24 protein-coding genes and 1 tRNA gene are annotated in these 22,657 nt (G+C 58.4%); 15 read left to right on the plus strand and 10 right to left on the minus strand.

The features are described 5' to 3' along the window. Positions 1-177: 177 nt before the first annotated feature. A complete protein-coding gene (locus tag M0412_RS04660) occupies positions 178-1,017 on the plus strand; it encodes a UDP-2,3-diacylglucosamine diphosphatase (RefSeq protein WP_046798379.1) in 840 nt (279 codons plus the stop codon). A 520-nt stretch (positions 1,018-1,537) separates the two neighbouring features. Here the strand turns inward: M0412_RS04660 and dgcA are convergent. Continuing rightward, positions 1,538-2,521 carry an N-acetyl-D-Glu racemase DgcA gene (gene dgcA, locus M0412_RS04665; RefSeq protein ID WP_269699666.1) on the minus strand — a complete coding sequence of 328 codons (984 nt, stop codon included), beginning with the start codon at positions 2,519-2,521 and terminating at the stop codon, positions 1,538-1,540. Between the two features lie 143 nt (positions 2,522-2,664). Here dgcA and M0412_RS04670 point away from each other — a divergent pair, with 143 nt between their 5' ends. The 5 genes from M0412_RS04670 (at position 2,665) to M0412_RS04690 (ending at position 7,744) form a co-directional block, all read left to right on the plus strand. Further along, on the plus strand, positions 2,665-3,825 hold the full coding sequence (locus M0412_RS04670) for an ABC transporter permease (RefSeq protein WP_269699665.1): 1,161 nt from the start codon (positions 2,665-2,667) through the stop codon (positions 3,823-3,825). A gap of 10 nt (positions 3,826-3,835) precedes the next feature. After that, positions 3,836-4,672, plus strand: coding sequence for an ABC transporter ATP-binding protein (locus M0412_RS04675; protein ID WP_269699664.1), 837 nt, complete (start codon positions 3,836-3,838; stop codon positions 4,670-4,672). Positions 4,673-4,679: 7 nt separating this feature from the next. Then, entirely contained in the window at positions 4,680-6,050 is a 1,371-nt protein-coding gene (locus M0412_RS04680; protein ID WP_065115797.1) for an MlaD family protein, read from the plus strand. 15 nt (positions 6,051-6,065) lie between these two features. After that, complete coding sequence (locus M0412_RS04685; protein ID WP_269699663.1) at positions 6,066-6,671, plus strand: ABC-type transport auxiliary lipoprotein family protein; 606 nt, start codon at positions 6,066-6,068, stop codon at positions 6,669-6,671. Between the two features lie 104 nt (positions 6,672-6,775). Then, a complete protein-coding gene (locus M0412_RS04690; protein ID WP_269699661.1) occupies positions 6,776-7,744 on the plus strand; it encodes a dienelactone hydrolase family protein in 969 nt (322 codons plus the stop codon). Between the two features lie 30 nt (positions 7,745-7,774). On the opposite strand, the gene M0412_RS04695 is transcribed toward M0412_RS04690, so the two are convergent. Continuing rightward, complete coding sequence (locus tag M0412_RS04695) at positions 7,775-8,209, minus strand: PACE efflux transporter (protein WP_142839850.1); 435 nt, start codon at positions 8,207-8,209, stop codon at positions 7,775-7,777. Positions 8,210-8,583: 374 nt separating this feature from the next. Between M0412_RS04695 and M0412_RS04700 the strand changes: the two genes are divergently transcribed. Both M0412_RS04700 and M0412_RS04705 read left to right on the plus strand, forming a co-directional pair. Continuing rightward, positions 8,584-8,742, plus strand: coding sequence for a hypothetical protein (locus M0412_RS04700; RefSeq protein ID WP_193559498.1), 159 nt, complete (start codon positions 8,584-8,586; stop codon positions 8,740-8,742). 151 nt (positions 8,743-8,893) lie between these two features. Then, positions 8,894-9,145, plus strand: a complete 252-nt coding sequence (locus M0412_RS04705) for a hypothetical protein (protein ID WP_269699660.1) — start codon at positions 8,894-8,896, stop codon at positions 9,143-9,145. Between the two features lie 193 nt (positions 9,146-9,338). On the opposite strand, the gene M0412_RS04710 is transcribed toward M0412_RS04705, so the two are convergent. The 4 genes from M0412_RS04710 to M0412_RS04725 all read right to left on the minus strand — a co-directional run bounded on the left by M0412_RS04710 (position 9,339) and on the right by M0412_RS04725 (position 10,962). Continuing rightward, positions 9,339-9,524 carry a hypothetical protein gene (locus M0412_RS04710; protein WP_269699659.1) on the minus strand — a complete coding sequence of 62 codons (186 nt, stop codon included), beginning with the start codon at positions 9,522-9,524 and terminating at the stop codon, positions 9,339-9,341. 297 nt (positions 9,525-9,821) lie between these two features. Continuing rightward, complete coding sequence (locus M0412_RS04715) at positions 9,822-10,052, minus strand: hypothetical protein (RefSeq protein WP_142839849.1); 231 nt, start codon at positions 10,050-10,052, stop codon at positions 9,822-9,824. 201 nt (positions 10,053-10,253) lie between these two features. Beyond that, on the minus strand, positions 10,254-10,505 hold the full coding sequence (locus M0412_RS04720) for a hypothetical protein (RefSeq protein ID WP_309568467.1): 252 nt from the start codon (positions 10,503-10,505) through the stop codon (positions 10,254-10,256). A gap of 124 nt (positions 10,506-10,629) precedes the next feature. After that, on the minus strand, positions 10,630-10,962 hold the full coding sequence (locus tag M0412_RS04725) for a hypothetical protein (protein ID WP_046798390.1): 333 nt from the start codon (positions 10,960-10,962) through the stop codon (positions 10,630-10,632). A gap of 433 nt (positions 10,963-11,395) precedes the next feature. Between M0412_RS04725 and M0412_RS04730 the strand changes: the two genes are divergently transcribed. Then, complete coding sequence (locus M0412_RS04730) at positions 11,396-11,860, plus strand: hypothetical protein (RefSeq protein WP_269699657.1); 465 nt, start codon at positions 11,396-11,398, stop codon at positions 11,858-11,860. 141 nt (positions 11,861-12,001) lie between these two features. On the opposite strand, the gene M0412_RS04735 is transcribed toward M0412_RS04730, so the two are convergent. From M0412_RS04735 to M0412_RS04745, 3 genes are all read right to left on the minus strand, one after another. Further along, positions 12,002-12,077, minus strand: a tRNA-Lys gene (locus tag M0412_RS04735). Positions 12,078-12,232: 155 nt separating this feature from the next. Beyond that, entirely contained in the window at positions 12,233-12,487 is a 255-nt protein-coding gene (locus M0412_RS04740) for a GlsB/YeaQ/YmgE family stress response membrane protein (protein ID WP_003524764.1), read from the minus strand. A 26-nt stretch (positions 12,488-12,513) separates the two neighbouring features. Beyond that, positions 12,514-12,741, minus strand: a complete 228-nt coding sequence (locus M0412_RS04745; RefSeq protein WP_142839848.1) for a hypothetical protein — start codon at positions 12,739-12,741, stop codon at positions 12,514-12,516. Here M0412_RS04745 and M0412_RS04750 point away from each other — a divergent pair. The 6 genes from M0412_RS04750 (at position 12,635) to M0412_RS04775 (ending at position 20,941) form a co-directional block, all read left to right on the plus strand. Then, on the plus strand, positions 12,635-15,283 hold the full coding sequence (locus tag M0412_RS04750; RefSeq protein ID WP_269699656.1) for a mechanosensitive ion channel family protein: 2,649 nt from the start codon (positions 12,635-12,637) through the stop codon (positions 15,281-15,283). The genes M0412_RS04745 and M0412_RS04750 overlap by 107 nt on opposite strands. Positions 15,284-15,555: 272 nt before the next feature. After that, positions 15,556-15,705, plus strand: coding sequence for a hypothetical protein (locus M0412_RS04755; protein WP_269699655.1), 150 nt, complete (start codon positions 15,556-15,558; stop codon positions 15,703-15,705). A 38-nt stretch (positions 15,706-15,743) separates the two neighbouring features. After that, entirely contained in the window at positions 15,744-16,856 is a 1,113-nt protein-coding gene (locus tag M0412_RS04760; RefSeq protein WP_269699654.1) for a hypothetical protein, read from the plus strand. After that, complete coding sequence (locus tag M0412_RS04765; protein WP_269699653.1) at positions 16,853-17,167, plus strand: hypothetical protein; 315 nt, start codon at positions 16,853-16,855, stop codon at positions 17,165-17,167. Before M0412_RS04760 ends, M0412_RS04765 begins: the two co-directional genes overlap by 4 nt. Before the next feature lie 268 nt (positions 17,168-17,435). Then, positions 17,436-19,949 carry an FAD-dependent oxidoreductase gene (locus M0412_RS04770; protein WP_142839846.1) on the plus strand — a complete coding sequence of 838 codons (2,514 nt, stop codon included), beginning with the start codon at positions 17,436-17,438 and terminating at the stop codon, positions 19,947-19,949. 158 nt (positions 19,950-20,107) lie between these two features. Next, positions 20,108-20,941, plus strand: a complete 834-nt coding sequence (locus M0412_RS04775; protein ID WP_269699652.1) for a response regulator — start codon at positions 20,108-20,110, stop codon at positions 20,939-20,941. Between the two features lie 16 nt (positions 20,942-20,957). Here the strand turns inward: M0412_RS04775 and M0412_RS04780 are convergent, their stop codons facing one another. Continuing rightward, positions 20,958-22,514 (minus strand): phospholipase D family protein, encoded by a 1,557-nt coding sequence (locus tag M0412_RS04780; RefSeq protein ID WP_269699651.1) that lies wholly within the window; start codon positions 22,512-22,514, stop codon positions 20,958-20,960. Between the last annotated feature and the right edge of the window lie 143 nt (positions 22,515-22,657).

Consider the following 22,657-nt stretch of genomic DNA (forward strand, 5'->3'; position numbering starts at 1 on the left):
TCCCCATGGTACAGCCGTTATTTGACGCACATTCATGCAAATACGGGCATGGCTTATTCGCGTTTTCGTGAAGCCATCAGTCATATTCCATACAAAAACCGGCCTCTGTCATGTTGCTGAAACACGAGTCTGGTTCTGAGAGGTAAGAAAGCCGCAGGGACGCAACCGAACAGGGGGATGAAATCCGTGGCCGGTCAAATCGAAACCAGACAGTTCAGAACGCTTTTCATTTCGGATGTTCATCTTGGCTCCAAGGCGGCCAAGACGGATTTCTTGCTCGACTTCCTAAAGTATCACGAAGCCGAAACGATCATCATGGTCGGCGACATCGTCGATGGCTGGCGCCTGCGCCGCAGCTGGTATTGGCCGCAGGGCTGCAACGACGTGGTGCAGAAGCTGCTGCGCAAGGCCCGCAAGGGCACGCGCATCATCTATATTCCCGGTAACCACGATGAATTCCTGCGGGAATTCCCGGGCATGCATTTCGGCGGCATCGAAGTGGCCGAGCGCATGATCCACGAGGCGGCCGACGGCAAGAAATATCTGGTCATCCATGGCGACGAGTTCGACGTGGTGGTGCGCAATGCCCGCCTGCTCGCCTATCTCGGCGACTGGGCCTATGACGCGGCGATCGCCATCAACATCGCCATTGCCGCCGTGCGCCGCCGCATCGGCCTGCCTTACTGGTCGTTCTCGGCCTGGGCCAAGCTGCAGGTCAAACACGCCGTCAACTTCATCGGCGAATTCCAGCGCGTGGTGGCCGACGAGGCGCGACGCAACAATGTCGACGGCGTGATCTGTGGGCACATCCACCATGCTGTCATGGAAGACATGGACGGCATCCGCTATATCAACACCGGCGACTGGGTGGAAAGCTGCACGGCGATTGCCGAAAATGCCGATGGCAGCTTCGAGTTGATCACCTGGATGCAGACCAGCGACGCCACCGCCGGTCAGGCATCGGACGAGATGGAGCCGGTAGATATTCCGGGGTTGATTGGCAAGCACGCGGCGTGATTGGGCCTGCGAGCTAAAGGGATACCTAGCCTTCGGTGTTTCCTCGCGATCAATGCGCGCTCGTGTGGGACGAGTGGATGCCGCTTGTTTCTTCTCCCCGCCGGGGAGAAGGTCGCGGCAGCGGGATGAGGGGGCAAGCTCTCCGAAATCCGGCTACGTTTCCCCCTCATCCGACCCTTCGGGCCACCTTCTCCCCGGCGGGGAGAAGAAATACGCGGTGGCGTCGCACCTCATCTGGTTTTAATTTTAGGGCTTACCCCTGCAATTTCGGTCGGGCTGGATAACTTGCGATCTTTCATATCGGAGCCCCGACTCTCGTCTGTATGACGAGTGGATGCCGCTTGTTTCTTCTCCCCGCCGGGGAGAAGTCCGCGGCAGCGGGATGAGGGGGCGAGCTCTCCGTATACTGCTAACGTTGCCCCCTCATCCGACCCTTCGGGCCACCTTCTCCCCGGCGGGGAGAAGAAACAAGCGGCGAGGTCGCGCCTTACCGTGTTTCTCTGCCTTCAATATCCACGACTTAACCCCACAATTCCGGCCGCGCCGGATAAACCAGCGAACCCTCGTAAACCAGCCCCGGATCACGATCCTGCGCCAACAACAGCGGCCCGTCGAGATCGGCAAATGCCGTGCCCTGCGCCGCCAGTACGGCGGGCGCCATGCCGAGCGAGGTGCCGAGCATGCAGCCGACCATGATGGTGAAACCGAGCCTTTCGGCTTCCGCCTTCATGACAAGCGCTTCGGTGAGGCCGCCGGTCTTGTCGAGCTTGATGTTGATCGCATCGTAACGGTCGCGCAGGCCGGCGAGGTCCCTGGTGGAATGCACGCTTTCATCGGCGCAGATCAGCACCGGATGATCGATGCGGGAGAGGATGGCGTCCTTGCCGGCCGGCAGCGGCTGCTCGATCAGCGATATCTTCAGTTCCGCCGCAAGCCGCAGATAATATTCGATATTATAATCGTTCCAACCCTCATTGGCGTCGATGATGATGCGCGCTTCGGGTGCGGCGGCGCGCACGGCCCTTAGACGCGCTTCGTCATCCGCCGTGCCGGTCTTGATCTTCAGCAGCGGGCGGCCTGCGTTTTCCGCCGTCTTCGCGGCCATGGTCTCGGGGTCCGCAAGCGAGATGGTGTAAGCAGTGACGAGCGGCTTTGCCGCCTGTCCAAGGATGCGCTCGGCAACAGTTTTGCCGCTGATCTTGGCTTCGAGGTCCCAGAGCGCGCAATCCACCGCATTGCGGGCGGCGCCGGGTTGCATCGCCTGCTGTAGTTCCTGCCGTGTCAGGCCGGCGGCGATCCGCTCTGCCATGGCCTCGATATCGGCAACAACACCCTCGATGCTTTCGCCATAACGTGGATAGGGTACACATTCACCTCTGCCGGTGAAGGAACCTTCGCGGATAATGCACGTTACGACATCCGCATGCGTGCGGGTGCCGCGTGAGATGGTGAAGCTGCCGGCGACGGGGAAGCGTTCTGTTGTGGCTTGCAGGTAACGGGGCATATTTTTTCACTTCCGATTGGGCGACAAAAGACACATGACGCCAAATTTATCACGAATTGTCAGCCGTCACTGTGGCTTGCCGGAGGCCAAAACGTTATGAAACCTTTAAGAATCTCGTGACGGCTGCACTCGCTCGGAGCATTATGCAAGAACAGGACACACGGCAACAGGCGAACCCGGCCGCAATCACCGAAGACGGTTCCGTCTCCGGCGGCGGTTTGCGTTATGTCATGAGCGGCTCCTGGCGCAACAGCAATCTCTCCGGAATTTTTGAAAGCCTCGACAGGATCGAAAAGAGCAAATCCGGCGGCTCCGTCGAGATCGATCTTTCCGCCGTCGAAGCCATCGACACGACGGGTGCGTGGATCATCCAGCGCCTGCGCAAGGATCTGGAGGCGAACGGCGCGATTGTCACGCTCACCGGCAACGACCGGATCGAGGACGTCATCGGTCAATTGCCCGATAAGGCGGAGATGCAGGGCGAACCAGCCGCCAGGCCGGGGCTGGTAGAGCGCATCTTCGCGCCGATCGGTCAGGCCGTGGTTCAGAATGGCGCGGACTTTCTGGCGGGCATGTATATTCTCGGTTCCGCCGTGCGCGGCGCGCAGATGAAGCTCGGGCGCGGGCGTGGCGTATCGCCGGCGGCGATCGTCAACCAGATCGACCATATGGGCGTGCGCGCCGTGCCGATCATCATGCTGATGTCGTTCCTGATCGGCGCGATCATCGCCCAGCAGGGCGCGTTCCAGCTGCGTTATTTCGGCGCCGAGGTCTTCGTCGTCGATCTGGTCGGTATTCTGCAATTGCGTGAAATCGGCGTTCTGTTGACCGCGATCATGATCGCCGGCCGTTCCGGCAGCGCGATCACGGCGGAAATCGGCTCGATGAAGATGCGCGAGGAAATCGACGCGCTGAAGGTGATCGGCCTCAACCCGGTCGGCGTGCTGGTGTTTCCGCGGCTGGTGGCGCTCACCATCGCGTTGCCGCTCTTGACCATTCTTGCCAACTTCGCAGCGCTTTTCGGTGCTGCCATCGTGGCATTGCTCTACTCCGGCATCACTTTCGAGGTGTTCCTGTCACGCCTGCATGGCGCGGTCGAGGAATCGACCATTGCGGCGGGCATGATCAAGGCGCCGTTCATGGCGCTGATCATCGGCATCGTCGCGGCGGTGGAGGGCATGAAGGTGGGCGGTTCGGCGGAATCGCTCGGCCAGCACGTCACCTCGTCGGTGGTGAAGTCGATCTTCGTCGTCATTCTGGTCGATGGTCTTTTCGCCATCTTCTACGCAGCCATCGATTTTTAGGGAGGGCGCGTTGGAGCAGCAGGACCAGACACAGCAACAGATCAAGACCGGAAAAGACGGCCGCGAGGTGGTGCTTTCCGTCGAGGGCGTGACCGTCGGTTTCAACGGCCGGAACGTGCTCGAAAATCTCGATCTCGATGTCTATCGCGGCGAAATCCTCGGCTTCATCGGTCCCTCCGGCGCGGGCAAATCCGTGTTGATGCGGGCGATCTTGCGGCTCCTGCCGCGGCAGGCGGGCGCGATCCGCATTCTCGGCACCGATTACGACAAGGCGAGTGAAGACGACCGCATGATGCTTGACCAGCGGCTCGGTGTGCTGTTCCAGCAGGGCGCGCTGTTTTCCGGCCTGACGGTGAAGGAAAACATTCAGCTGCCGATGCGGGAATATCTCGACCTGCCGAAGAAGTTGATGGATGAGCTTGCTTATCTGAAGATCGAGATGGTCGGCCTGAAGCCAGATGCCGGCGACAAGTATCCGTCGGAACTGTCAGGCGGCATGATCAAGCGTGCGGCTCTTGCCCGGGCGCTGTCGCTTGATCCCGACCTCGTTTTCCTTGATGAGCCGACATCCGGCCTCGATCCCATCGGGGCGGCGGAATTTGATATGCTGATCGCGCGCCTGCGTGATTCGCTCGGCCTGACCGTTTATATGGTGACGCACGACCTCGACAGCCTGTTCTCCGTCTGTGACCGCATTGCGGTTCTCGGCGACAAGCGGGTTCTGGTGGAAGGGACATTGCAGGACATGTTCGCCTGCGACGACCCGTGGGTGCAGTCCTATTTCCGCGGCAAACGGGCGCGCTCTGTCGTTCTTCCGGACGGCAAACATGAAAATCCGGTGGAGTAACAGAAGCATGGAAACCAAGGCGAACTACACCATAGTCGGAATTTTCACGCTGATCGTGATCGCCGCCGCATTCGGCTTCGTTTACTGGATGGCGGAATTCGGCCGTGGCGGCCCGACGGCGCAGCTTGTCGTGCGTATTCCCGGCTCCGCCAACGGTCTCTCCGTCGGCTCCCCGGTGCGCTTTAACGGCATTCCTGTCGGCACCGTGCGCGGGCTCGCCATCGACCGCGACGACCCAGCCTATTCCATCGCCTTTACCGAGGTGCAGGCGGATGCCCCGGTTTTCCCTTCGACCCGCGCCGTGCTTGAAATTCAGGGCCTGACGGGTGCTGCCTATATCGAGCTTTCCGGCGGCAACAAGGATGGTGAGCGCATTCTGCAGAAATCCGCCGAGACCGGCGTTCCGGCGGAACTGACGGCCGATCTTTCCAGCGTCACCAACCTGCTTGCCACTGCCGACAAGATCTTGAAGCGTGCGGACGGCGCCATCGGTGAATTGCAGGGCTTCGTGCAGGACGCCCGTGGTCCGCTGACGCAGACGGTGCGTAACGCCGAGAAGTTCTCCGACGCGCTGGCGGCCAATTCCGATGGCATCAAGAATTTCATTGCAAGCCTCAGCTCGCTTTCCACCACCGTGCAGTCTGTCTCGGTGCGTCTCGACGGCACGCTGACCGCCATCGAGGATCTGGTGAAGGCGGTGGATGCCGGCAAGATCGATTCCATCCTGTCGAATGTCGACAAGGTGACGAAGGATGTAGCGTCGGCTTCCAGCGATATTCAGGGCATCATGGAGACGGTGCAGAGCACGGCGCGCAATTTCGAGGCGGCGAGCACGGAAGTGCAGACTGTCGTGAAGCGTGCGGATGAGCTTCTGGCCTCCGTCGATCCCGCCAAGGTCAGCACCGTGGTCGGCGATGTTTCCGCCGCGACCGCCGATGCGCGCGATGCCGTGGCGAATTTCAAGCGGATTGCCGATGATGTCGGTGCCCGCCGCGCCGATATCGACCAGGCGGTTTCCGACTTCACCGACATGGGCCGCAAGCTGAACCTCGCTTCCAGCCGCGTCGATGGCATTCTTGCCAAGGTGGACGGCATGCTCGGCACCGATGACGCCAATTCGCTGTTTGCCAAGGCGCGCGAGACGCTTACCTCGTTCAAGGCCGTGGCCGACAATCTCAATGCCCGCATCGGGCCGATCGCAGACAATCTGACCCGCTTCTCCAGCTCTGGCCTGAAAGATTTCCAGGCGCTGATTGGCAGCACGCGACAGACAGTCGACAATCTCAACAATGCCATCACCAATATTGACCGCGATCCGCAGCGGTTGATTTTCGGCGGTGAAACCGTGAAACAATATGATGGCAGAACAAGGCGCTAAGAGGGGTATGGGCCAATGACACGATCGATGACCGGCCATAAACGCCGTGCCCTTATTCTGGCTCCGCTGCTTGCCGCGCTGCTGGCCGGCTGTGCCGGCGCGCCGAAGAACGATACGTTCGATCTTTCCGTGTCTTCGGCGACGGTGACGCAGGGACCTTCGCTGAAAGGCCGGCAATTGCTGATTGCCGATCCGACCGCACTCAAGGCGCTGGACAGCGAAAATATCGTGGTGCGGCTCTCCGGTTCGGAAGTGCAATATCTCGGCAATTCGCAATGGAGCGACCGCCTGCCGCGCATGGTTCAGTCCAAGCTCGTGGAAGCTTTCGAAGACACCGGCAAGCTCGGCGGCGTCGGCCGTCCGGGGCAGGGGCTGGCGATCGACTATCAGGTCGTGACCGATATTCGCGCCTTCGAGGTGGATACGGCGAGAAACATCGCCAATATCGAAATGTCGGTGAAGCTTCTGAACGACCGCAACGGCACGGTGAAGGCGCAGGAAGTGTTCCGCGCCAGCGCCCGTGTCAGTGGTTCCGGCAACGCCAATTTCGTCAAGGCGCTGGATCAGGCCTTCGCCGCCGCCACGCGCGAGATTGTCGTCTGGACGCTGAAGTCGCTTTAAGCCTTCGCGGCGGTCATCAGCGCTATAAGAAATTGCCTTATGTTTCGGGCAGGGCTGGTTGATGGCCGGCCTTGCGCTCAATGTTTCCGATCCGCGAGTTTCTGATGCGATTCCTGGTGGTGTGTTGCCTTCTTCTGATTTCCGTTGTTTCCGGGACGGGCGCTGCCACGGCAGCCGGCCTGCGGTTGATCGAGGTTCCATCCACCGATGGTAAAGCTCCCATCAGGGCGGCGGTCTGGTCGCCCTGTGCGGCGGCGGCGGTGGAAAGCCGTATCGGTCCCTTCGTATTGCCTGTGGTGCGCGATTGCCCGATCATTGACGGGCAATATCCGCTTATCGTCATTTCCCATGGTTTCGCCGGCACATATTTCAGCCACCGCGATACGGCGGCGGCGCTGGCGGATGCCGGTTTCATCGTCGCGGCGCTTAATCATCCCGGCGATAATGCGATTGATATGAAGCGGGCAGGCGAGCTTTCCGCGCTGACCGACCGGCCGGCGGATATTGTGCGCCTGCTTGATCATATGCTGGCGGGCTGGAAAGAGGCCGGCGTCATCGATGCCGGGCGGATCGGTGTCTTCGGATTTTCGCGCGGTGGTTATACGGCGCTGGTGCTTGCCGGCGGCGTGCCGGATTTTTTAAACAGCAGATTGCCATGCCCGGACGAGCAGGCGCCGATATGCGCGCAGATGCGGGACAAAAGCGCTGTTGCGAAAGACCGGGCTCACGATAAGCGGGTAAGGGCCGCGGTTGTTGCAGACCCGCTCAATGCCTTTCCCGGTGCTGAAAATCTGGAAGATATCGGTATTCCTGTCCAGCTGTGGAGTTCGGAACAGGGCGGTGATGGCATTGTGCCGGAGGATATTGCGAGATTGCGCGATGAACTGCCGAAGAAACCGGACTATCGGATGGTGAAGGGGGCAGGGCATTTTTCGTTCATCGCGCCTTGCCCGGCAGAAATGGCAAAAGCTTTGCCGCAGGTTTGCAGCGATGCGCCCGGTTTTGACCGGGCAGAGTTTCATCGTGGTTTCAACACCGATGTCGTCAGCTTTTTCAAGGAATCGCTACGCTGAAGTTTTGCTGTCTCTAGCCGTGGCCGTCGATCAGACGGCATCCTGCGACTGCCATTCCGGCAACGGGAAAATCCGGTCGTAGCTCCAGTTGAAGACGAAAGCATAGACCACGTAAAACAGCGCAAACGAAACATCCATCACCAGCGCATGGGCAAGGCTGATGCCGAGATACCAGGCGATGAAGGGCATCAGCACAATCAGCAGGCCAAGTTCGAACAACAGGGCGTGTGCGACGCGGATGGCGGGCGTCTTAAGCGTCGTGCCCTTCATGCGCTGCATCGCATGGTCGAAGCCGAGATTATAGACGTAGTTCCAGATGGTGGCGAGTGTGGCGCTGACCAGACCGACAATGCCGATATCTTCCAACGGCATGCCGAAGACGAGTGCACCAAGCGGCACGACGAGCATAAGGCCGATGATTTCGAAGCTGAGCGCGTGGCGAATACGATCTTGCAGGGAGCGCAATTTATTCTCCGGTATGTGACCGGGCCGTCCCGCATGCTGTCGCCATGATGGCCGAGGTCGTCCTCGCGGTGAGGCATATAGAGGCTTTGGGCGACATTTTCAAGCGTTGGGGGATTACGGAGACAGGCGATGTCACGGGGAGGGTACCACTGGTTTCTTCTCCCCGCCGGGGAGAAGGTCGCGGCAGCGGGATGAGGGGGCAAGGGTCGAGATATCCGGAGAGCTAGCCCCCTCATCCGACCCTTCGGGCCACCTTCTCCCCGGCGGGGAGAAGAAACGCGCGGTGACGTATTGCCCTTTCTCGTCCGCAACGAAACTGCGATGCGGAACAAGAACGGTGTTTTTTCGTTATCGCTCATGGAAGGAGGCGCGCCATGCAGCAGAATTCCTCTGATGGAAGAACGATCAAGGCCGCCAACACGGCAAAGGTTTCGACTTACACGCCCAGCCTGATTTCCCTCAAGGGAAGTTATGTGGCGATGATATTTCGCCGGCCGCTTTGCCAAAATCCGCTGGATGTGCGGAAGAAATGACGGCGATACAGTCAGCATATCGCTGCCACGCACATCGATGACGACGACTGCCGAAATGATCTGGTGCTTTAGATGTCTCTAAAGTGTGATTTTCAATCCGGTTCGTCTCCACCTAGACTGGAGAGCGCCACAAAAGCGAAGGGAGAATGACATGAAATCAGTTCTCATTATCGCCGCTGTCTTTGGCTTTTCCGCCAGTGCAGCGTTTGCGGAATGCGCGGGTCATGAAAAGATCAACGCTTCCGTTCCTGCCGTCGACCGTGAATTTAAAACCGCAAGTATCGTTCCGCCGACGGAACCGGTGGACAAGCCCGTTGTCATTCTGAAAAAGACCGACCGCCTTCCAGCGGCAACGGTTGCGACGACCGGTGAGCCCGAAGCCGCAATGCAACGCATGCAATAAGACAAGACGATGATCTCTTCATTATGAAAATCCCGTGCGTGAGGTAATCCGCACGGGATTTTGCTTTCGGGAGCAAGGCCGTGAGAGGAAAACTCCGTTGGGAGCACTGCGCCCGTTATCATTGCGTCAGGACTTCCGTAGCCACACGCCCCGCGTTTTTGCCCCAAAGTAGAGCTGATGTTCGCACGCATGCTCAGCTGTCGAGTTTCAACGACAGCTGCTTAGACTCGTTCTTTTTCAGCACGTAAAGCGGCCGGGTGATGATGACTTCCGTTCGCCGCTGCAACTCGCGGCGCCGTTCCAGCGCGCGCTCGCGCATATCGCGGGAGCGGGCGACGACGGAGAGGGCATTTTCTATGGTTGCGTCTGCAGTGTTCATCGCTGACCTCCATAATGTTCACTTTATGTTCTCATTATTGGTGGTCTGTGTCAACACTATGGCGCGGTTTCCGACCGGCAATCGATGCGTTCTGCGGGGTTGGGCTGACCCGGAATATGGTGGGGGGCTGCCTTGCAGCGATATTGGCGTGCGAGGCAGGATTCGCCTTGGGTGATGGCGTCCCGACGCGACCAAGGGTGCCGGCAGCGTCTGTGAGGACACTCCGGGCGCGCAGGATTGATTTTCAAGATGATGTCTGGACAAGGCGGGCGCTGGTTCCGCCCGCTTCAGCGGAGATCAGGAAAGGGAACGTTGATCCAGCAATGCGGGGCCACCGGCCGACAACAGGTCGGTCAGATGTTCGCTGGCGAGTGCTACGATAGCAAGCGCAGCCTGCTGGCGGTTCCAGCCGGCGCTCTCCGCCTTTTCAATAAGGCCCTGGATGGATGGTTCCAGCGCGAACTGGCACTCGGCCTGATAGTCCATCGTGTCGATCGAAAGCGACGGGGAATTGATTGCGGCCCGCATCCTTTGGTCTCCCTGTTTTCCGTCATGCCCAGCAAACGCAAAACGCAAATCGGAACATGCACATTCAGAGGCCTGTGATACAGGGAATGCCCATCGGGCCCATATATCACTGGCAGCGAATCCCCCAGCAGGCGGAGTTAACGGTAAGTGCTTATCGCTGTCAACGAACGCGCGGTAGCGATGGCGACGTAACGCGCTTTTTCAGAAACGTCCATTGCGGAACGGTTTTCGTCTCCAGACGAGCAAAGCCATGACATAAAGCGCAAAAAGTATGAACCATGCGACCGGAAGCACCATAAACAGCGCCGCATAAGCGCAATTTCCTTCAAAACAGGAACCCAGCAGCCCGGAATCGGCAAGCGCTGCCGATAATAAAAACGCACATATTCCGCTCCCGACCGCGCCGAGGACGAACAGCAATATGTTGATGATCAATCTCATCCTGCCAATCATAGGGATGATTGAGACAGCTTTGGGGAAAAGGGCGGCGCGGCAGTGCCTATAATTGCCGTACCTTCTTTTTTTCGGAGCTTGGCCGCCGCAGGCCCTGCCTTTGCCGGGCAGGGCCGTCACTGGATTATTCGGTGATGGTATATTCGCCGAGCTCGCAGAGATTCTGCGTATCCTCCAGATCCTCCAGCGCATCGCCCTGGAATTCGAAGCGCATGTCATATTTGCAGACGCTGCGGCCATCGGCGATGGTGATTTCCATCTCTTCGCCGGGGCCAAGCGCCTTCTTGCCGAACACATCGTCTTCCCAGTCATCAACGCCCACCGGTGAGGTATAAAAGGCGTTAAGAACGGAGCCCGTGCCGTTCTTCAGCGTGAACACCAGGTCTTCGGCCTGCGCCGCACCCGCAACCGTCATCGCTGTGCCGAAAAACACTGCCAATACCCATTTCGATGTCATGATATCCCCCTTTTTTTCCTGTTCTGGCAGGCCATGCATACAGCTAAATCATTGGCTTGCAATGTAAACCGCAGCCATTGGTTAAGATGCGAAGCCGCGTTTCCGGAGAGTATTTTACAGCTGTCTGTATATTCAATAATATAGAATTTATTGATTGGAATTCCGAATATTACTTTTGTTTTTTATAATTTTTATATAAATATAATTTTATATATTCTGTTGATGTTTTTGGTTTTTAAATTTATTTTTCCCGAAATATGTATTTTTATCTATTTAATTATTGTTTTTATTGATGTGTTTGTGATTTTATTTATTGATGTTTACATCACGTCACATGGAGCTTTCAAGATATTTACGGAAAAACCAATTTTTTAAAATGGTTAGACCGGCCGGCCAAAGCAGCCGGATTGCTTCCTGATAGAGGATATTGGATTTGATCAACCATACTTCTTTGGTGTTCCGTCGTTTCAGGCTGCCCGGTCTCGTGGTGTCGAGCATCTTGGCTGGAGGTATGCTGGCGCCGGCTTGGGGCCAGTCGCGGATCTGCAATGATCCGACGCCTGCCAGTAATCTCAATGAAATGTTCGATGCGATCTATGCCTGCTGGGTGCCGCCGGAAGACACGGAGGGGCTGGTGGTGACGCTGCGGTTCATTTTGCACAAGGACGGGCAGATACGCGGCAAGGTGGTTGTCCTCGCATCGCGACCTCAGGAGGAGAGCCCGAGACGGCAGGCGTTTATCGATTCCGCAATCAATGCGGTAAAACAGGCAGCACCCGTTCGTTTCACGGAAGAATTCGGAAGCCGTATCGCCGGTCGGCCTTTGGAGCCGCGCTTCATCGGGACAAAAGCGTATCGGAAACGAATTTGTAGACTTGCCGGGGAGCTGTTGCGCTAGTGGGCCTGCGCGGCTCGGCGTTATCCGTGACGGGTAACGTTTCTTTCGCTGGCATTGCTGGGAAAAGGCGATTGCAAAAGCTCAATCGCTCGGGCGATGCTTTAAGTAAGCATCGCAACATTCTGTCATTTAAAGAGAATTTGGTGGGTGATGTAGGGCTCGAACCTACGACCCGCTGATTAAGAGTCAGCTGCTCTACCAACTGAGCTAATCACCCGACCGGCACCGTGTGGCGGTGTGAGGGGGGCTATAAAGGGGAAGTTTGAGCTTGTCCAGCGCGGAAATGAAATTTCTTCGATTTTTGTGACGGAAAAATTTCAGTCGCGCTGGAAAAGGCTGGAAATCCGGGGTTTTACGGATTTTACTTTTTGCTCAGCCGCGTCTGAAGGCCCGCCCGATAAGGATGAGGATGCAGGCGCCGATGAAGCCGGCGATGAGATAACCGAGCCAGCCGGTCAAAACGATTCCAAACACGGACAATATGGCGTTGGCGACGATGGCGCCGACGATTCCAAGAAGGATGTTCATGAAAACACCCATATTGCTTTTCATGAATTGTTCGGCGAGCCACCCGGCGACACCACCGATGATGATAGCTGCGATCCAGCCAATACCAGCAGATTCCATGATTTCCTCCCATGTTTGCTGCACTATCAAAGGTGATGATTCTCGTGGTGAAAAGCAAGGTAAACTCCGGAAAACCTCGCTTCATGCGGGTGGTTTTCCCCGGCGCAGGCGTTAAAAAGCCTGGGACGGCGTGAAGAGACGAAAGGCATGGATGTGCGGTTGATGTTCGGCGGATTGATGAATGGCAGACGGGTGTTCGGTGAACCGGCATCTGGTCGGGGGCGAAGCAGTGCCATGGCCATGATATTGGTCATGATGGTTTCGCTTTTCGGCGGTTTTCTGTTGCCCGCAATGCCGGCATCCGCGCAAGGGGAGACAACGCCGCCGGCGCCTGCCGTGATCCAGGCCACCACAGTCGAGCAGGCGCGGGCGGAACTGGAAAAATGGAAAGCCGATGTTGCAACCATCGCCGGGCAGGTGGAGGCGGGCGGCAGCGACGACGTGCATCTGGTGGATATGAAAGGCCGTGCCGATGGTATTGCCGCCGATGCCGCGGCGGCCAACACCAAGCTGCGCACCCGGCTGGACCAGATCAAGACTCGTCTCGATGCGCTTGGCGAGCCGCCAGCCGATGGCCAGCCGCCGGAAGCGAGCATGGTGACGGAAGAGCGCGCCCGGCTGACGGCGGAGCGTGCCGAGGTGAATGCGATTGCCGGTGAGGTGGAAAGCACCGCCACCAGTGCCGCGCAGATTTCCAACAATATCACGGCGGTGCGCCGGGCGCTTTTTGCCGCCACCCTGTTCAAGCGCACGGAAGTTTCTGCCCAGACGCTAGGCGACGCCTCTTCGGCTTTCGTTACCGAGGTGACCAACCTCAACAACGCCTTCAGCAGCTGGGCGGGTTTCGTTTGGAGCTACAAGCGGTTGCCGATGTTCGGGGCCGTGATGCTGTCTATCATGGCAGGACTGCTGTTCTTGGTTGGCGGTTACCGGTTTTTCGGCAGCCGCATGGACCGGCGGGCCTTTACCGGTGAGCCATCTTATCTCAGAAGGCTCTCCGTGGCCTTCTGGTCGACCATGGTGCAATCGCTGTCGCTGTTCCTGTTTCTGGTCACCTCGGCGTTTTTCCTCGATAATTTCAACGTGCTGCGATCCGATATAGCGCCGATCCTGTTCGGGGCGATGGCCATCCTCGGCTTCGTTTATTTCGTATCGCGGCTGAGCTACGCGATCTTTGCACCCACCCAGCCGGAATGGCGTCTGTTGAAAGTGTCCAATCGCGGCGCGCATACGCTGTCGTCTGCGGTGCTGCTGATGGCGCTCGTCAATGGTCTCGACTATCTGTTTGGAACGATCAGCGAGACGCTTTATTCGCCCTTGATCGTCACCGTTGCCAAGAGTTTCGTCGCCTCGATCATCATCGGCATCATCCTGCTCACCGTATCATTCCTGCGGCCGATGATTGGCGAGGGGCAGGATTATGAGACCGGCAACCAGCGGCTGCCGCGCTGGCTGGTCATCCTGCTGCGCGTTGGCGGTCTCATTCTCATCGGCGCGTGTCTGACGGGTTATGTCGGTCTTGCGCGCTTCCTTGCCACGCAGATTGTCGCCACCGGTGCCGTGCTGGCAACCATGTATATCGGCATTCTGTCCGGCAAGGCGATTTCGAGGCAGGGCGCCTTTGCCGAATCCCTTGCCGGGCGTTATCTCGCGCGGCGTTTCGGTCTCGGTCCGGTTGCGCTTGATCAGGCCGGTCTTGCCGCCGGGCTTGGCATCTATGCCGTGGCGCTTGCCTTCGGTGTGCCGCTCATCCTGTTTTCCTGGGGCTTCCAGCCGGGCGATATCGAAAGCTGGGCTTATCGCCTGCTGACGGGCATTACCGTCGGCAACGCCTCGATCTCGCTGATCGGCCTCTTCGGCGGCGTTCTGGTTTTCGCCATCGGCTACATCATTACGCGCTGGTTCCAGAAGTGGCTGGATAATAACGTCATGGCGCGGGGCCAGGTGGATGCCGGGGTGCGCAACTCGGTTAAAACCGGCATCGGTTATCTCGGCATCGCGGTTGCGGCGATCTTTGGCGTGTCTTCCGCCGGCCTCAACCTCTCCAGCCTGGCGCTGGTTGCTTCCGCCCTTTCGGTCGGTATCGGTTTTGGCCTGCAGAACATCGTCTCCAACTTCGTGTCCGGCCTCATCCTTCTGGTCGAGCGTCCCTTCAAGGTGGGCGACTGGGTGGTGACGGGTACGACCGAGGGCACCGTCAAGCGGCTGTCCGTGCGTGCGACCGAAATCGAAACCTTTCGCGGCCAGTCGATCATCGTGCCGAATTCCGAGTTCATCAATTCCTCGGTCGGCAACTGGACACACCGCAACCGCATCATGCGTGCGGAAATTCCGGTTTCCGTGGCTTATGATTCCGATCCGCAGCGGGTCATGGATATTCTACTGGAACTGGTGCGCGCCCAGCCACCGGTGCTGCGCAACCCCGAGCCGCATGTGGAATTCCTGCGCTTTGGTGATTTTTCGCTGGATTTTGAATTGCGGTTCCACCTTGCCGATCTGTCGACCGGGCTTGGTGTGAAGAACGCGCTGCGGATCGCCATCCTCCAGCGCTTCCGCGAGGAGGGCATCGCCATCCCGTTCCCGCAGCGCAATCTGAACATCCATGTGGAAGGCGACGCCAACCCGCAAATGCTGGCGGCGCTGCTTTCGGAGGAGGGTGACAAGGCGGTGGTGGCGCATACGGGTGCGGCGGCGCCTGCCGCGGCAACTGTCGCCGAAAAGGATATGGCCAAGGCGGGTGACAAGACCGTCGTGGAGCCGAAGGCAACGCCAAAGGCGGCCGGCAAGGACAATTGACCTTAGGCTGCCGCCGCTGCGGCAACGCAACCGTTATGGGGCTTTGACGGGCGCGGGGAATTATCCTCGCGCCCGATTGCATTGGTGCGGATGAGGAGCCAAGCAGGGGAGAGATTTTCCGAGGAGGGAAGCCGCTTTTTGTCGGACGTCTTCATGAAAATATAATAAAAATTCCCTTCATGACTGTATTGTTGTTTAAACTATAAGTTGATATGTTGGCTTATATTTAGATCATTTCTTTCCTGTCGGGGCTCACATGACGAATCCAGTCAATGGAAATGGCCAGCCTGCCCAGCCTGCCCAGCCTGCCCAGCCTGCCCAGCCTGCCCAGCCTGCCCAGCCTGCCCAGCCTGCCCAGCCTGCCCAGCCTGTCCAGCCTCCGGGCCAAGTTCCCGCAAAAACGTCCCTGCGGGAAAAATTAAGGAGTGCCTGGAGGTGGCTGACACCGCATGCAGCCAGATTGTCCTTGCTGGCGGCGGGTGTCGTTATCGGTTCTGCCGGTCTGTTTTTCCTGATGGGCGAAACCGATGTGACGGATGATTACCTGCCGAAACGCTGGAATGAATCCATCCGCAGATTAGGCATCGAGCCGGTCTATCCTCCGCAGGAGGATATCTATGTCGGAGACATTATCGCCGAGGTCGTGGATTCAGGCCACAAGTTCAAGTCTTTGCCCACGGATCTCGAAAGCGAATCCTTCATCGGCCGCTACGTCAAGATTACCCAGATACCGAATTTGCGGGGATATCTGGGGGTCAAGTCGGAGGCGCCTTATTTCGGCGACAGCACCTGGTCGGAGGATAAAAAGTCTCTCTTGATTGCTCAACCGCGTACCGAGGTTGCTGTTGATGGGACGACGTCCGGCCTGGTGGTGAAGGACGCGCTGTTTCCCGTCATCAAGATAGAACGCAAGGAAGGAATGGCAGGACTTTTACGCAATATCGCCTTCGGTGGTGCGCGGGCGGATATCGAGGAAATCGAGCTTCAGAATGTGCAGACCTATGCGATCAATCCCTTCCACGCGCAAAATGCGCTGATGGGATTTTGCAATGATGGCGACACCAAGGTCTATTGCGCCGATGACTACCTTCGCGAAAAACTCTCCTACATTCTCAGTCGCGATATTTTGAGAACCGCAGAGACGGAAGATTGTGGTTCGCGCTATATTTACGACATCCGCCTGCTGGTCGTGCGTCAGGCGTTTCTAACACGCGGGGTGAAGGTCACCAACGGCCGGGCACGCGCCGCTTTCCTCGATGCGGGGGGTAACAAGGGCGACGTCCAGAAGACTGTCGATGGTGCGGCCGTTGCCGCGACCACAGGCCCGCAGGGCCAGCAGCCGGTGGCCGAAAACATGGCCGGCAATGACAACAGCATTCGCAGCACGAACAGTTCCGGCCTCTTTTCCGATAGCCAGTTTGCGAGACCGCTCGTCATTGGCTTCAACAGCGTTTCCATCGGTATGCGCAACAGCACGCCCGCATGGCTGGACGCAGCGGCAAAAGCTGCCGCCGGCAAGGACGTGAAAGACCGCGCCAAGATTTGTGCATCTTCGCAGGAGGTTGCGAAATGAGAAGGGCCATTTTTCTTTTCGGTATGTTTTTTCCGTTTCTGGCAGGTGCACAGGACGCCGTTCGCCCTTCTGTGGCCGCAGGTGGACTTGAGCAATTCACTGGCGATTGCATCTATCGCATTCCGCCCTGTGGCAGCAGTGGCTATCCGCCGCCACCGCCACCGCCCGGTGGGGGCGGCGGAATACACAATCTGCCAGGCGGTCCTGTCCTCAAGGACTCGATCATCGTTCCCGGCAATGATGTTCTCAAGGGTTTGAAGCTGGATGGCCCGGATGTCCGGGGGCTGCAATTGCAGCTGCAGAACAGATAGCCGGTTGATCCGGTGCTTCAGCTTCAATCCGTCATTGGCTGACACCTGATCTGTCTCGGTTGGTATTTTCCGATATGTTCGCCGCCGTCGTCTTCAAAAGGCGACGGCGGTCTCAATCCTATCCCCGGCGACGGCATTTTTGCGGCTGTCGCAGCACCCTATGGCCATGTCGCAATCAGGCGGCTGAACCGCAGCGGAGCGCTTCATATTCCCCTCATCGATTTGGCAGCACGACAGTCAATGCCGGCGCTTTTTAGGGGTTCTGTAAATGAAGACACATGCACGGGCGGTGGTGATCGGTGGCGGCGTGGTCGGCGTCTCGACGCTTTATCATCTTGCCAAAAAGGGCTGGAGCGACAGCGTGCTCATCGAGCGCAAGGAGCTGACCTCGGGCTCCACCTGGCATGCGGCCGGCCTTCTGCCGTTGTTCAACATGAGCTATTCGGTGGGGCAGATCCACAAATATTCCGTGAAGTTTTATGAGGAGCTGCAGGAAGAGACCGGCATGAATGTCGGCTTTTCCAAGGTCTCGAACATCCGTCTCGCCCGCACCAAGGATCGCTGGGACGAATATATGTATTATGCCGGCATTGCCGAGACGATCGGCGTGCGCGTCAACATGCTGACGCCGGAGCAGGTGAAGGAAATCTGGCCGCTCTGCGAGACCGACGGGCTGCTCGGCGCCATCCAGCATCCCGATGATGGTTATATCCAGCCGGCAGACCTCACGCAGGCGCTGGCCAAGGGTGCGCGTGACCGTGGAGCGACGATCTATCGCAATACCACCGTCACCGCCATCGAGCAGACGGAAGACGGTCACTGGAAGGTGACGACGGATAAGGGCGAGATCATCGCCGAGCATATCGTGTCCTGCACCGGCTCGTTTGCCCGCAAGACCGGCGAGATGGTCGGTATCGATATTCCGGTCATTCCGGTCGAGCATCAATATATCGTCACAGAGCCGCATCCGGCCATTCAGGAACGCCGCCGTCAGGGCCTGCCGGAAATGGGCGTTCTGCGTGAATCGGACTCGGCCTGGTACATGCGCGAGGAGGCCGGCGGCCTGATTCTCGGTCCTTATGAAGTCGGCGCGCCGGTCTGTTATGTCGATGGTCCTTCTGATGACAGCGAATATGAGCTGTTCCAGGAAGAACTGGACCGCCTGATGCCGCATATCGAAACGGCGATGGTGCGCGTTCCGGCCTTCGGCGAAGTCGGCATCAAGAAGGTTTATAATGGCGCGATCGCCTATACGCCCGACGGCAATCCGATCGTCGGTCCTGCACCCGGCCTCAAGAATTTCTGGCTGAATGAAGGCCATTCCTTCGGCATCACCGCTGCCGGCGGTGCCGGCTGGCAGCTGGCCGAATGGATCGTCGATGGCGAGCCGACACTTGATCTGATGGGCGTCGATCCGCGCCGTTTCGGGCCTCACGCGACGGAAGGTTACCTCATTGCCAAGAATGAGGAGGCCTATGCCAATGTCTTCACCATGCATTATCCTGATGAGGAGCGTTCCGCCGCCCGTCCCTTGAAGACGACGCCGGTTTACGACCGTCTGAAAAAGCTCGGCGGCGTGTTCGGCTCCGTCTACGGCTGGGAGCGCGCCAACTGGTATGCGCCGGAAGGGTATGCGCTCAAGGAAGAAGAGCTCGGCGTCGGCGCCGATGTCATCACCAGCCATAACCATGCGCCGCCGCTGGAAGATGGCCGCATCGTCGAAAAATGGTCGTTCCGCCGCTCGAACTATTTCGAACATGTCGGCAACGAGGTGAAGAACGTCACCAACAATGTCGGCGTGCTTGATATGTCGGCCTTCGCCAAGATGGAGGTTTCCGGCCCCGGCGCGCGCGCGTGGCTGGACAGTATTCTGGCCAATATCGTGCCGAAGAAGCGCGGCCGCATTGCGCTGACGCATCTTCTGACGCCGAATGGCGGTGTGAAGGTGGAGTTCACCGTTTATGAATGGGCGCCTGGCCGGTTCTATATGGTTTCGGCAGGCGGTCTTGAGGCCCACGATCATGACGTGCTGCGCCGCCTTGCGCCGACCGATGGTTCCGTGGTGCTGCAGCCGATCACCCAGAAATACGGCGTGCTGGTGCTTGCCGGCCCGAAGTCACGCGATCTGTTGAAGAAGCTGACCCGCACCAGCCTGGAGAACAAGGATTTCCCCTGGCTGACGGCAAAGCAGATTTCCGTCGGCGTGGCGACGGCGCATGCGCTGCGCGTCAACTTCGTGGGCGAACTGGGCTGGGAGCTGCACCATCCGATCGAGATGCAGAATTATATCTTCGATCGGCTGATGGAGGCAGGCGCGGAATTCGGCATCAAGCCATTCGGCATCCGGGCCATGGTGTCCATGTCGCTCGAAAAGTCCTATCGCAACATGGGCCGCGAGCTTTCGGTGGAATATAACGCCTATGAATCCGGTCTCGACCGCTTCCTGCGTCCGGAAAAATCCTTCATCGGCCGCGATGCGCTGGTGGCCTATAAGGAGGCCGGCCTGAAGTCTGTGTTTTCGACGCTGACCGTGTCGGGCAATACGGATGTCGATGCGCGCGGCTCGGAAGCGATCTCCGATGAGAACGGCAATCTTGCCGGCCGTGTCACCAGCGGCGGCTTCGGCTGGCGTCTTGGCAAGTCGATTGCGCTCGCCATGCTCAAGCCGGAATATGCGGCGGTTGGCACCAAGCTGAAGATCCGCATTCTCGGCACGCTCTACGATGCCGAGGTGGTGGAAGAGAGCCCCTTCGATACGGAAAATGCGCTGCTGCGCGCCTGAGACCATCCCCTCCCGAAGCTGGAATGCGGCCCCTTGTGGGCCGTATTTCCGTTTAGGTAAGCATATGCTTGCATTCCTTTCCTGCAAAAGTGCTATTAATCATTCTGAAAAATGCGCCTGATATGTTTTCCTCACATACGATGGGGGATCGGGGCAGAATGAATTTCCTGGGCATTACGGGCATGCAATATTCTGGCGTGCCTTTTACCAACAACCGCATTTTACTGGCGGAAGACAGCAATGTGTTCACCCAGATGGTGAGCATGCGGCTCAAGGAAATGCTGGGCGTTTCCGTGGAGGTATGCCGTTCTTTCGAGGAGTTGCAGGCCTGTTACGAACATTCTCCAGAACCGGTGACGCTGGCGATTTCCAACATCAACCTGCCGGGGGCGGAAAAGGGTGAGGCGCTGGAATATCTGATCGATCTTTCGATCCCGACCATTGTTTTTACCAGCACGTTTCATGAGGCGACGCGCGAGACGCTGATAGCCAAGGATGTGGTCGATTACATCCTGAAGGACAATATTTTCGCCGTGGACATGCTGACGGAATCGGTCTGCCGGTTCCTCACCAACCACCGCCATCATGTGCTGATCGTCGATGACAGCCCGACGGCGCGGGCGCTGCTGTCGAGCCGCCTCAAGCGATATAACTTCCGCGTCAGCCTTGCCGACAGCGGTGCGAAGGCGCTGGAAATCCTCAAGGCCAATCCCGATATCGGCCTTGTGGTCACAGACTACAACATGCCCGACATTGATGGTTTCGAACTGACGCGGCGCATCCGCACCGTGCGCGGGTCGCATGAGCTGCGCATCATCGGCGTGTCGTCCTCCACCAACAGGCTTTTGTCGGCGCGGTTCCTGAAGGCGGGCGGCAATGATTTCATGCTGCGGCCCTTCATCGACGAGGAATTTTATTGTCGCGTCAACCAGAACCTCGATACGCTGGTGCAGATACAGCTGGCCAAGGCCGGGGTGAGGCCGGCGGCCTGAGCGAGGCCTTCTTTCGTCAAAGCTGTGATTCAAGCGGCAGGAAACGCATGATGCCGGCGATGATCCGCCGGCTGATGGCCGCGTCCGGTTCGCGCCGGTAGGTCTTCGGCTGGCCCTGTTCTTCCGTCATCCAGACGATGCGTTTGCCATTATCGACGTCGAGTTCGAAACTCATCGTGCGGCGGATTTCTTCGGTGAATATTTCGTCCATGCGGGCCACCAGCGGTGGTGAATTGAAAACAACGCCCATTTCCGTGTTGAGCGAGGCGGAGCGCGGGTCGAAATTGAGCGAGCCGATATAGCCGGTCTTGCCGTCGCGGGTGAAGGCCTTGGTGTGCAGGCTCGCCTGTCCCGAACCGCGCAGGGTGAAGCTGCCCTGGTCGGCCTGCGAGCGCAATTCATGCAGGCGCACCCCACCCAATAAAAGCGGCTTTCGATAACGGGCATAACCGGCGTGAACGGCGGCGACATCGGTTGCGGCCAGGGAATTGGTGAGGATGGCGAGAGACACGCCGCGTTCTGCAAGATCGAGGAAGATCTCCACGCCCTGTTTGCCGGGAATGAAATAAGGGGAGGTGATGTGCAGGCTCTCGCCTGCTGCCTGCATCAGCGGCAGCAGGCTCTCCATCAGGAAATTATGGCCCTTGCGGCGTTTCCCGGCTGCTTTCTCCGGCGGATCGGCCAGCACATCTGCGGTATCGACCCAGTGCAGGCGATCCGACATCAGGAAATGATCGCGGCCGTACTGGCTCTCGACACGCTCGAGATAGGGTCTGGCGGCTTCACTTTGCGGCAGAGCATCCAGTTCGCGCCGCAATTTGGCAAGCTTGTTCGGTCTGCGTGCCAGCAACGAGCGTACCGGCACGGAAACGGCGCTGTTCCAGTAATCGTCGAATATTTCGGTGGCGTCGCCAACGATCCTGCCGAAACCGAGAATGTCGAAATCGTGGAAATTCGCCCGTTCGGCGGCATCGAAATAGGCGTCACCGATATTGCGACCACCGACGATCACTGCCCGCCCGTCGGCAATCCATGCCTTGTTGTGCATACGCCGGTTGACGCTTCGAAAGCGCAGCACCAGTTCGAGGCTGCGATGCAGGATGTTTTCCCGTGCCCTTGTGGGATTGAACAGCCTGAGTTCGATATTGGGATGGCTGTCGATGGCGTGGAAGATACGGTCGGACATGGAGACGCCGAGGTCATCGAGAAGCAGGCGCACGCGCACGCCGCGATCGGCGGCGGTGATGACTTCGCGCATCATCAATCGTCCGGTCAGGTCGGCATTCCACATGTAATACATAAGGTCGAGGCTGCGCCCGGCGGCGCGTGTCGCGGCCACACGCACGGCAAAGGCATCGAGATTGGAATGCAGCAGGCAAAGCGCATTCTTCTCGTTCCAGCCGTTCCTGATCGACTGCCAGTGGCGGTCCAGCGCCGTTTCATCTTCGTCAACGGGAAGGGCGGTGGAGGGGCGTTTGGGAATGGCCTTTTCCCGCTGTTTACCGATGACGACAAACAGGCTCGGCCCAATGAGGATGAGAAGAATGATGATGAAGGCCGTAAATGCAGTCACTTGTTTTTATCGCTCCCGGCCCGAAGATATCAGGCGCGATGCAAACGCGCGAGGGGGTAAAGCGTTCACTGCCAGGGTAATGCGGGGACGAAAAATATGGTGCTCGTGAACGGGCGAGGCTTGCGAATCACATAAGTACGTGC

The organism is Agrobacterium sp. O3.4 (genome assembly GCF_041414895.1).
Taxonomy (GTDB): Bacteria; Pseudomonadota; Alphaproteobacteria; order Rhizobiales; family Rhizobiaceae; genus Agrobacterium; species Agrobacterium cucumeris.

Coding starts and splice junctions, on each gene's coding strand:
- M0412_RS04660 (WP_046798379.1), top strand. CDS start 178: ATGAAATCCGTGGCCGGTCAAATCGAAACCAGACAGTTCAGAACGCTT.
- dgcA (WP_269699666.1), bottom strand. CDS start 2,521: ATGCCCCGTTACCTGCAAGCCACAACAGAACGCTTCCCCGTCGCCGGC.
- M0412_RS04670 (WP_269699665.1), top strand. CDS start 2,665: ATGCAAGAACAGGACACACGGCAACAGGCGAACCCGGCCGCAATCACC.
- M0412_RS04680 (WP_065115797.1), top strand. CDS start 4,680: ATGGAAACCAAGGCGAACTACACCATAGTCGGAATTTTCACGCTGATC.
- M0412_RS04685 (WP_269699663.1), top strand. CDS start 6,066: ATGACACGATCGATGACCGGCCATAAACGCCGTGCCCTTATTCTGGCT.
- M0412_RS04690 (WP_269699661.1), top strand. CDS start 6,776: ATGCGATTCCTGGTGGTGTGTTGCCTTCTTCTGATTTCCGTTGTTTCC.
- M0412_RS04700 (WP_193559498.1), top strand. CDS start 8,584: ATGCAGCAGAATTCCTCTGATGGAAGAACGATCAAGGCCGCCAACACG.
- M0412_RS04705 (WP_269699660.1), top strand. CDS start 8,894: ATGAAATCAGTTCTCATTATCGCCGCTGTCTTTGGCTTTTCCGCCAGT.
- M0412_RS04710 (WP_269699659.1), bottom strand. CDS start 9,524: ATGAACACTGCAGACGCAACCATAGAAAATGCCCTCTCCGTCGTCGCC.
- M0412_RS04715 (WP_142839849.1), bottom strand. CDS start 10,052: ATGCGGGCCGCAATCAATTCCCCGTCGCTTTCGATCGACACGATGGAC.
- M0412_RS04720 (WP_309568467.1), bottom strand. CDS start 10,505: ATGATTGGCAGGATGAGATTGATCATCAACATATTGCTGTTCGTCCTC.
- M0412_RS04725 (WP_046798390.1), bottom strand. CDS start 10,962: ATGACATCGAAATGGGTATTGGCAGTGTTTTTCGGCACAGCGATGACG.
- M0412_RS04740 (WP_003524764.1), bottom strand. CDS start 12,487: ATGGAATCTGCTGGTATTGGCTGGATCGCAGCTATCATCATCGGTGGT.
- M0412_RS04750 (WP_269699656.1), top strand. CDS start 12,635: ATGGATGTGCGGTTGATGTTCGGCGGATTGATGAATGGCAGACGGGTG.
- M0412_RS04745 (WP_142839848.1), bottom strand. CDS start 12,741: ATGACCAATATCATGGCCATGGCACTGCTTCGCCCCCGACCAGATGCC.
- M0412_RS04755 (WP_269699655.1), top strand. CDS start 15,556: ATGGAAATGGCCAGCCTGCCCAGCCTGCCCAGCCTGCCCAGCCTGCCC.
- M0412_RS04765 (WP_269699653.1), top strand. CDS start 16,853: ATGAGAAGGGCCATTTTTCTTTTCGGTATGTTTTTTCCGTTTCTGGCA.
- M0412_RS04770 (WP_142839846.1), top strand. CDS start 17,436: ATGAAGACACATGCACGGGCGGTGGTGATCGGTGGCGGCGTGGTCGGC.
- M0412_RS04775 (WP_269699652.1), top strand. CDS start 20,108: ATGAATTTCCTGGGCATTACGGGCATGCAATATTCTGGCGTGCCTTTT.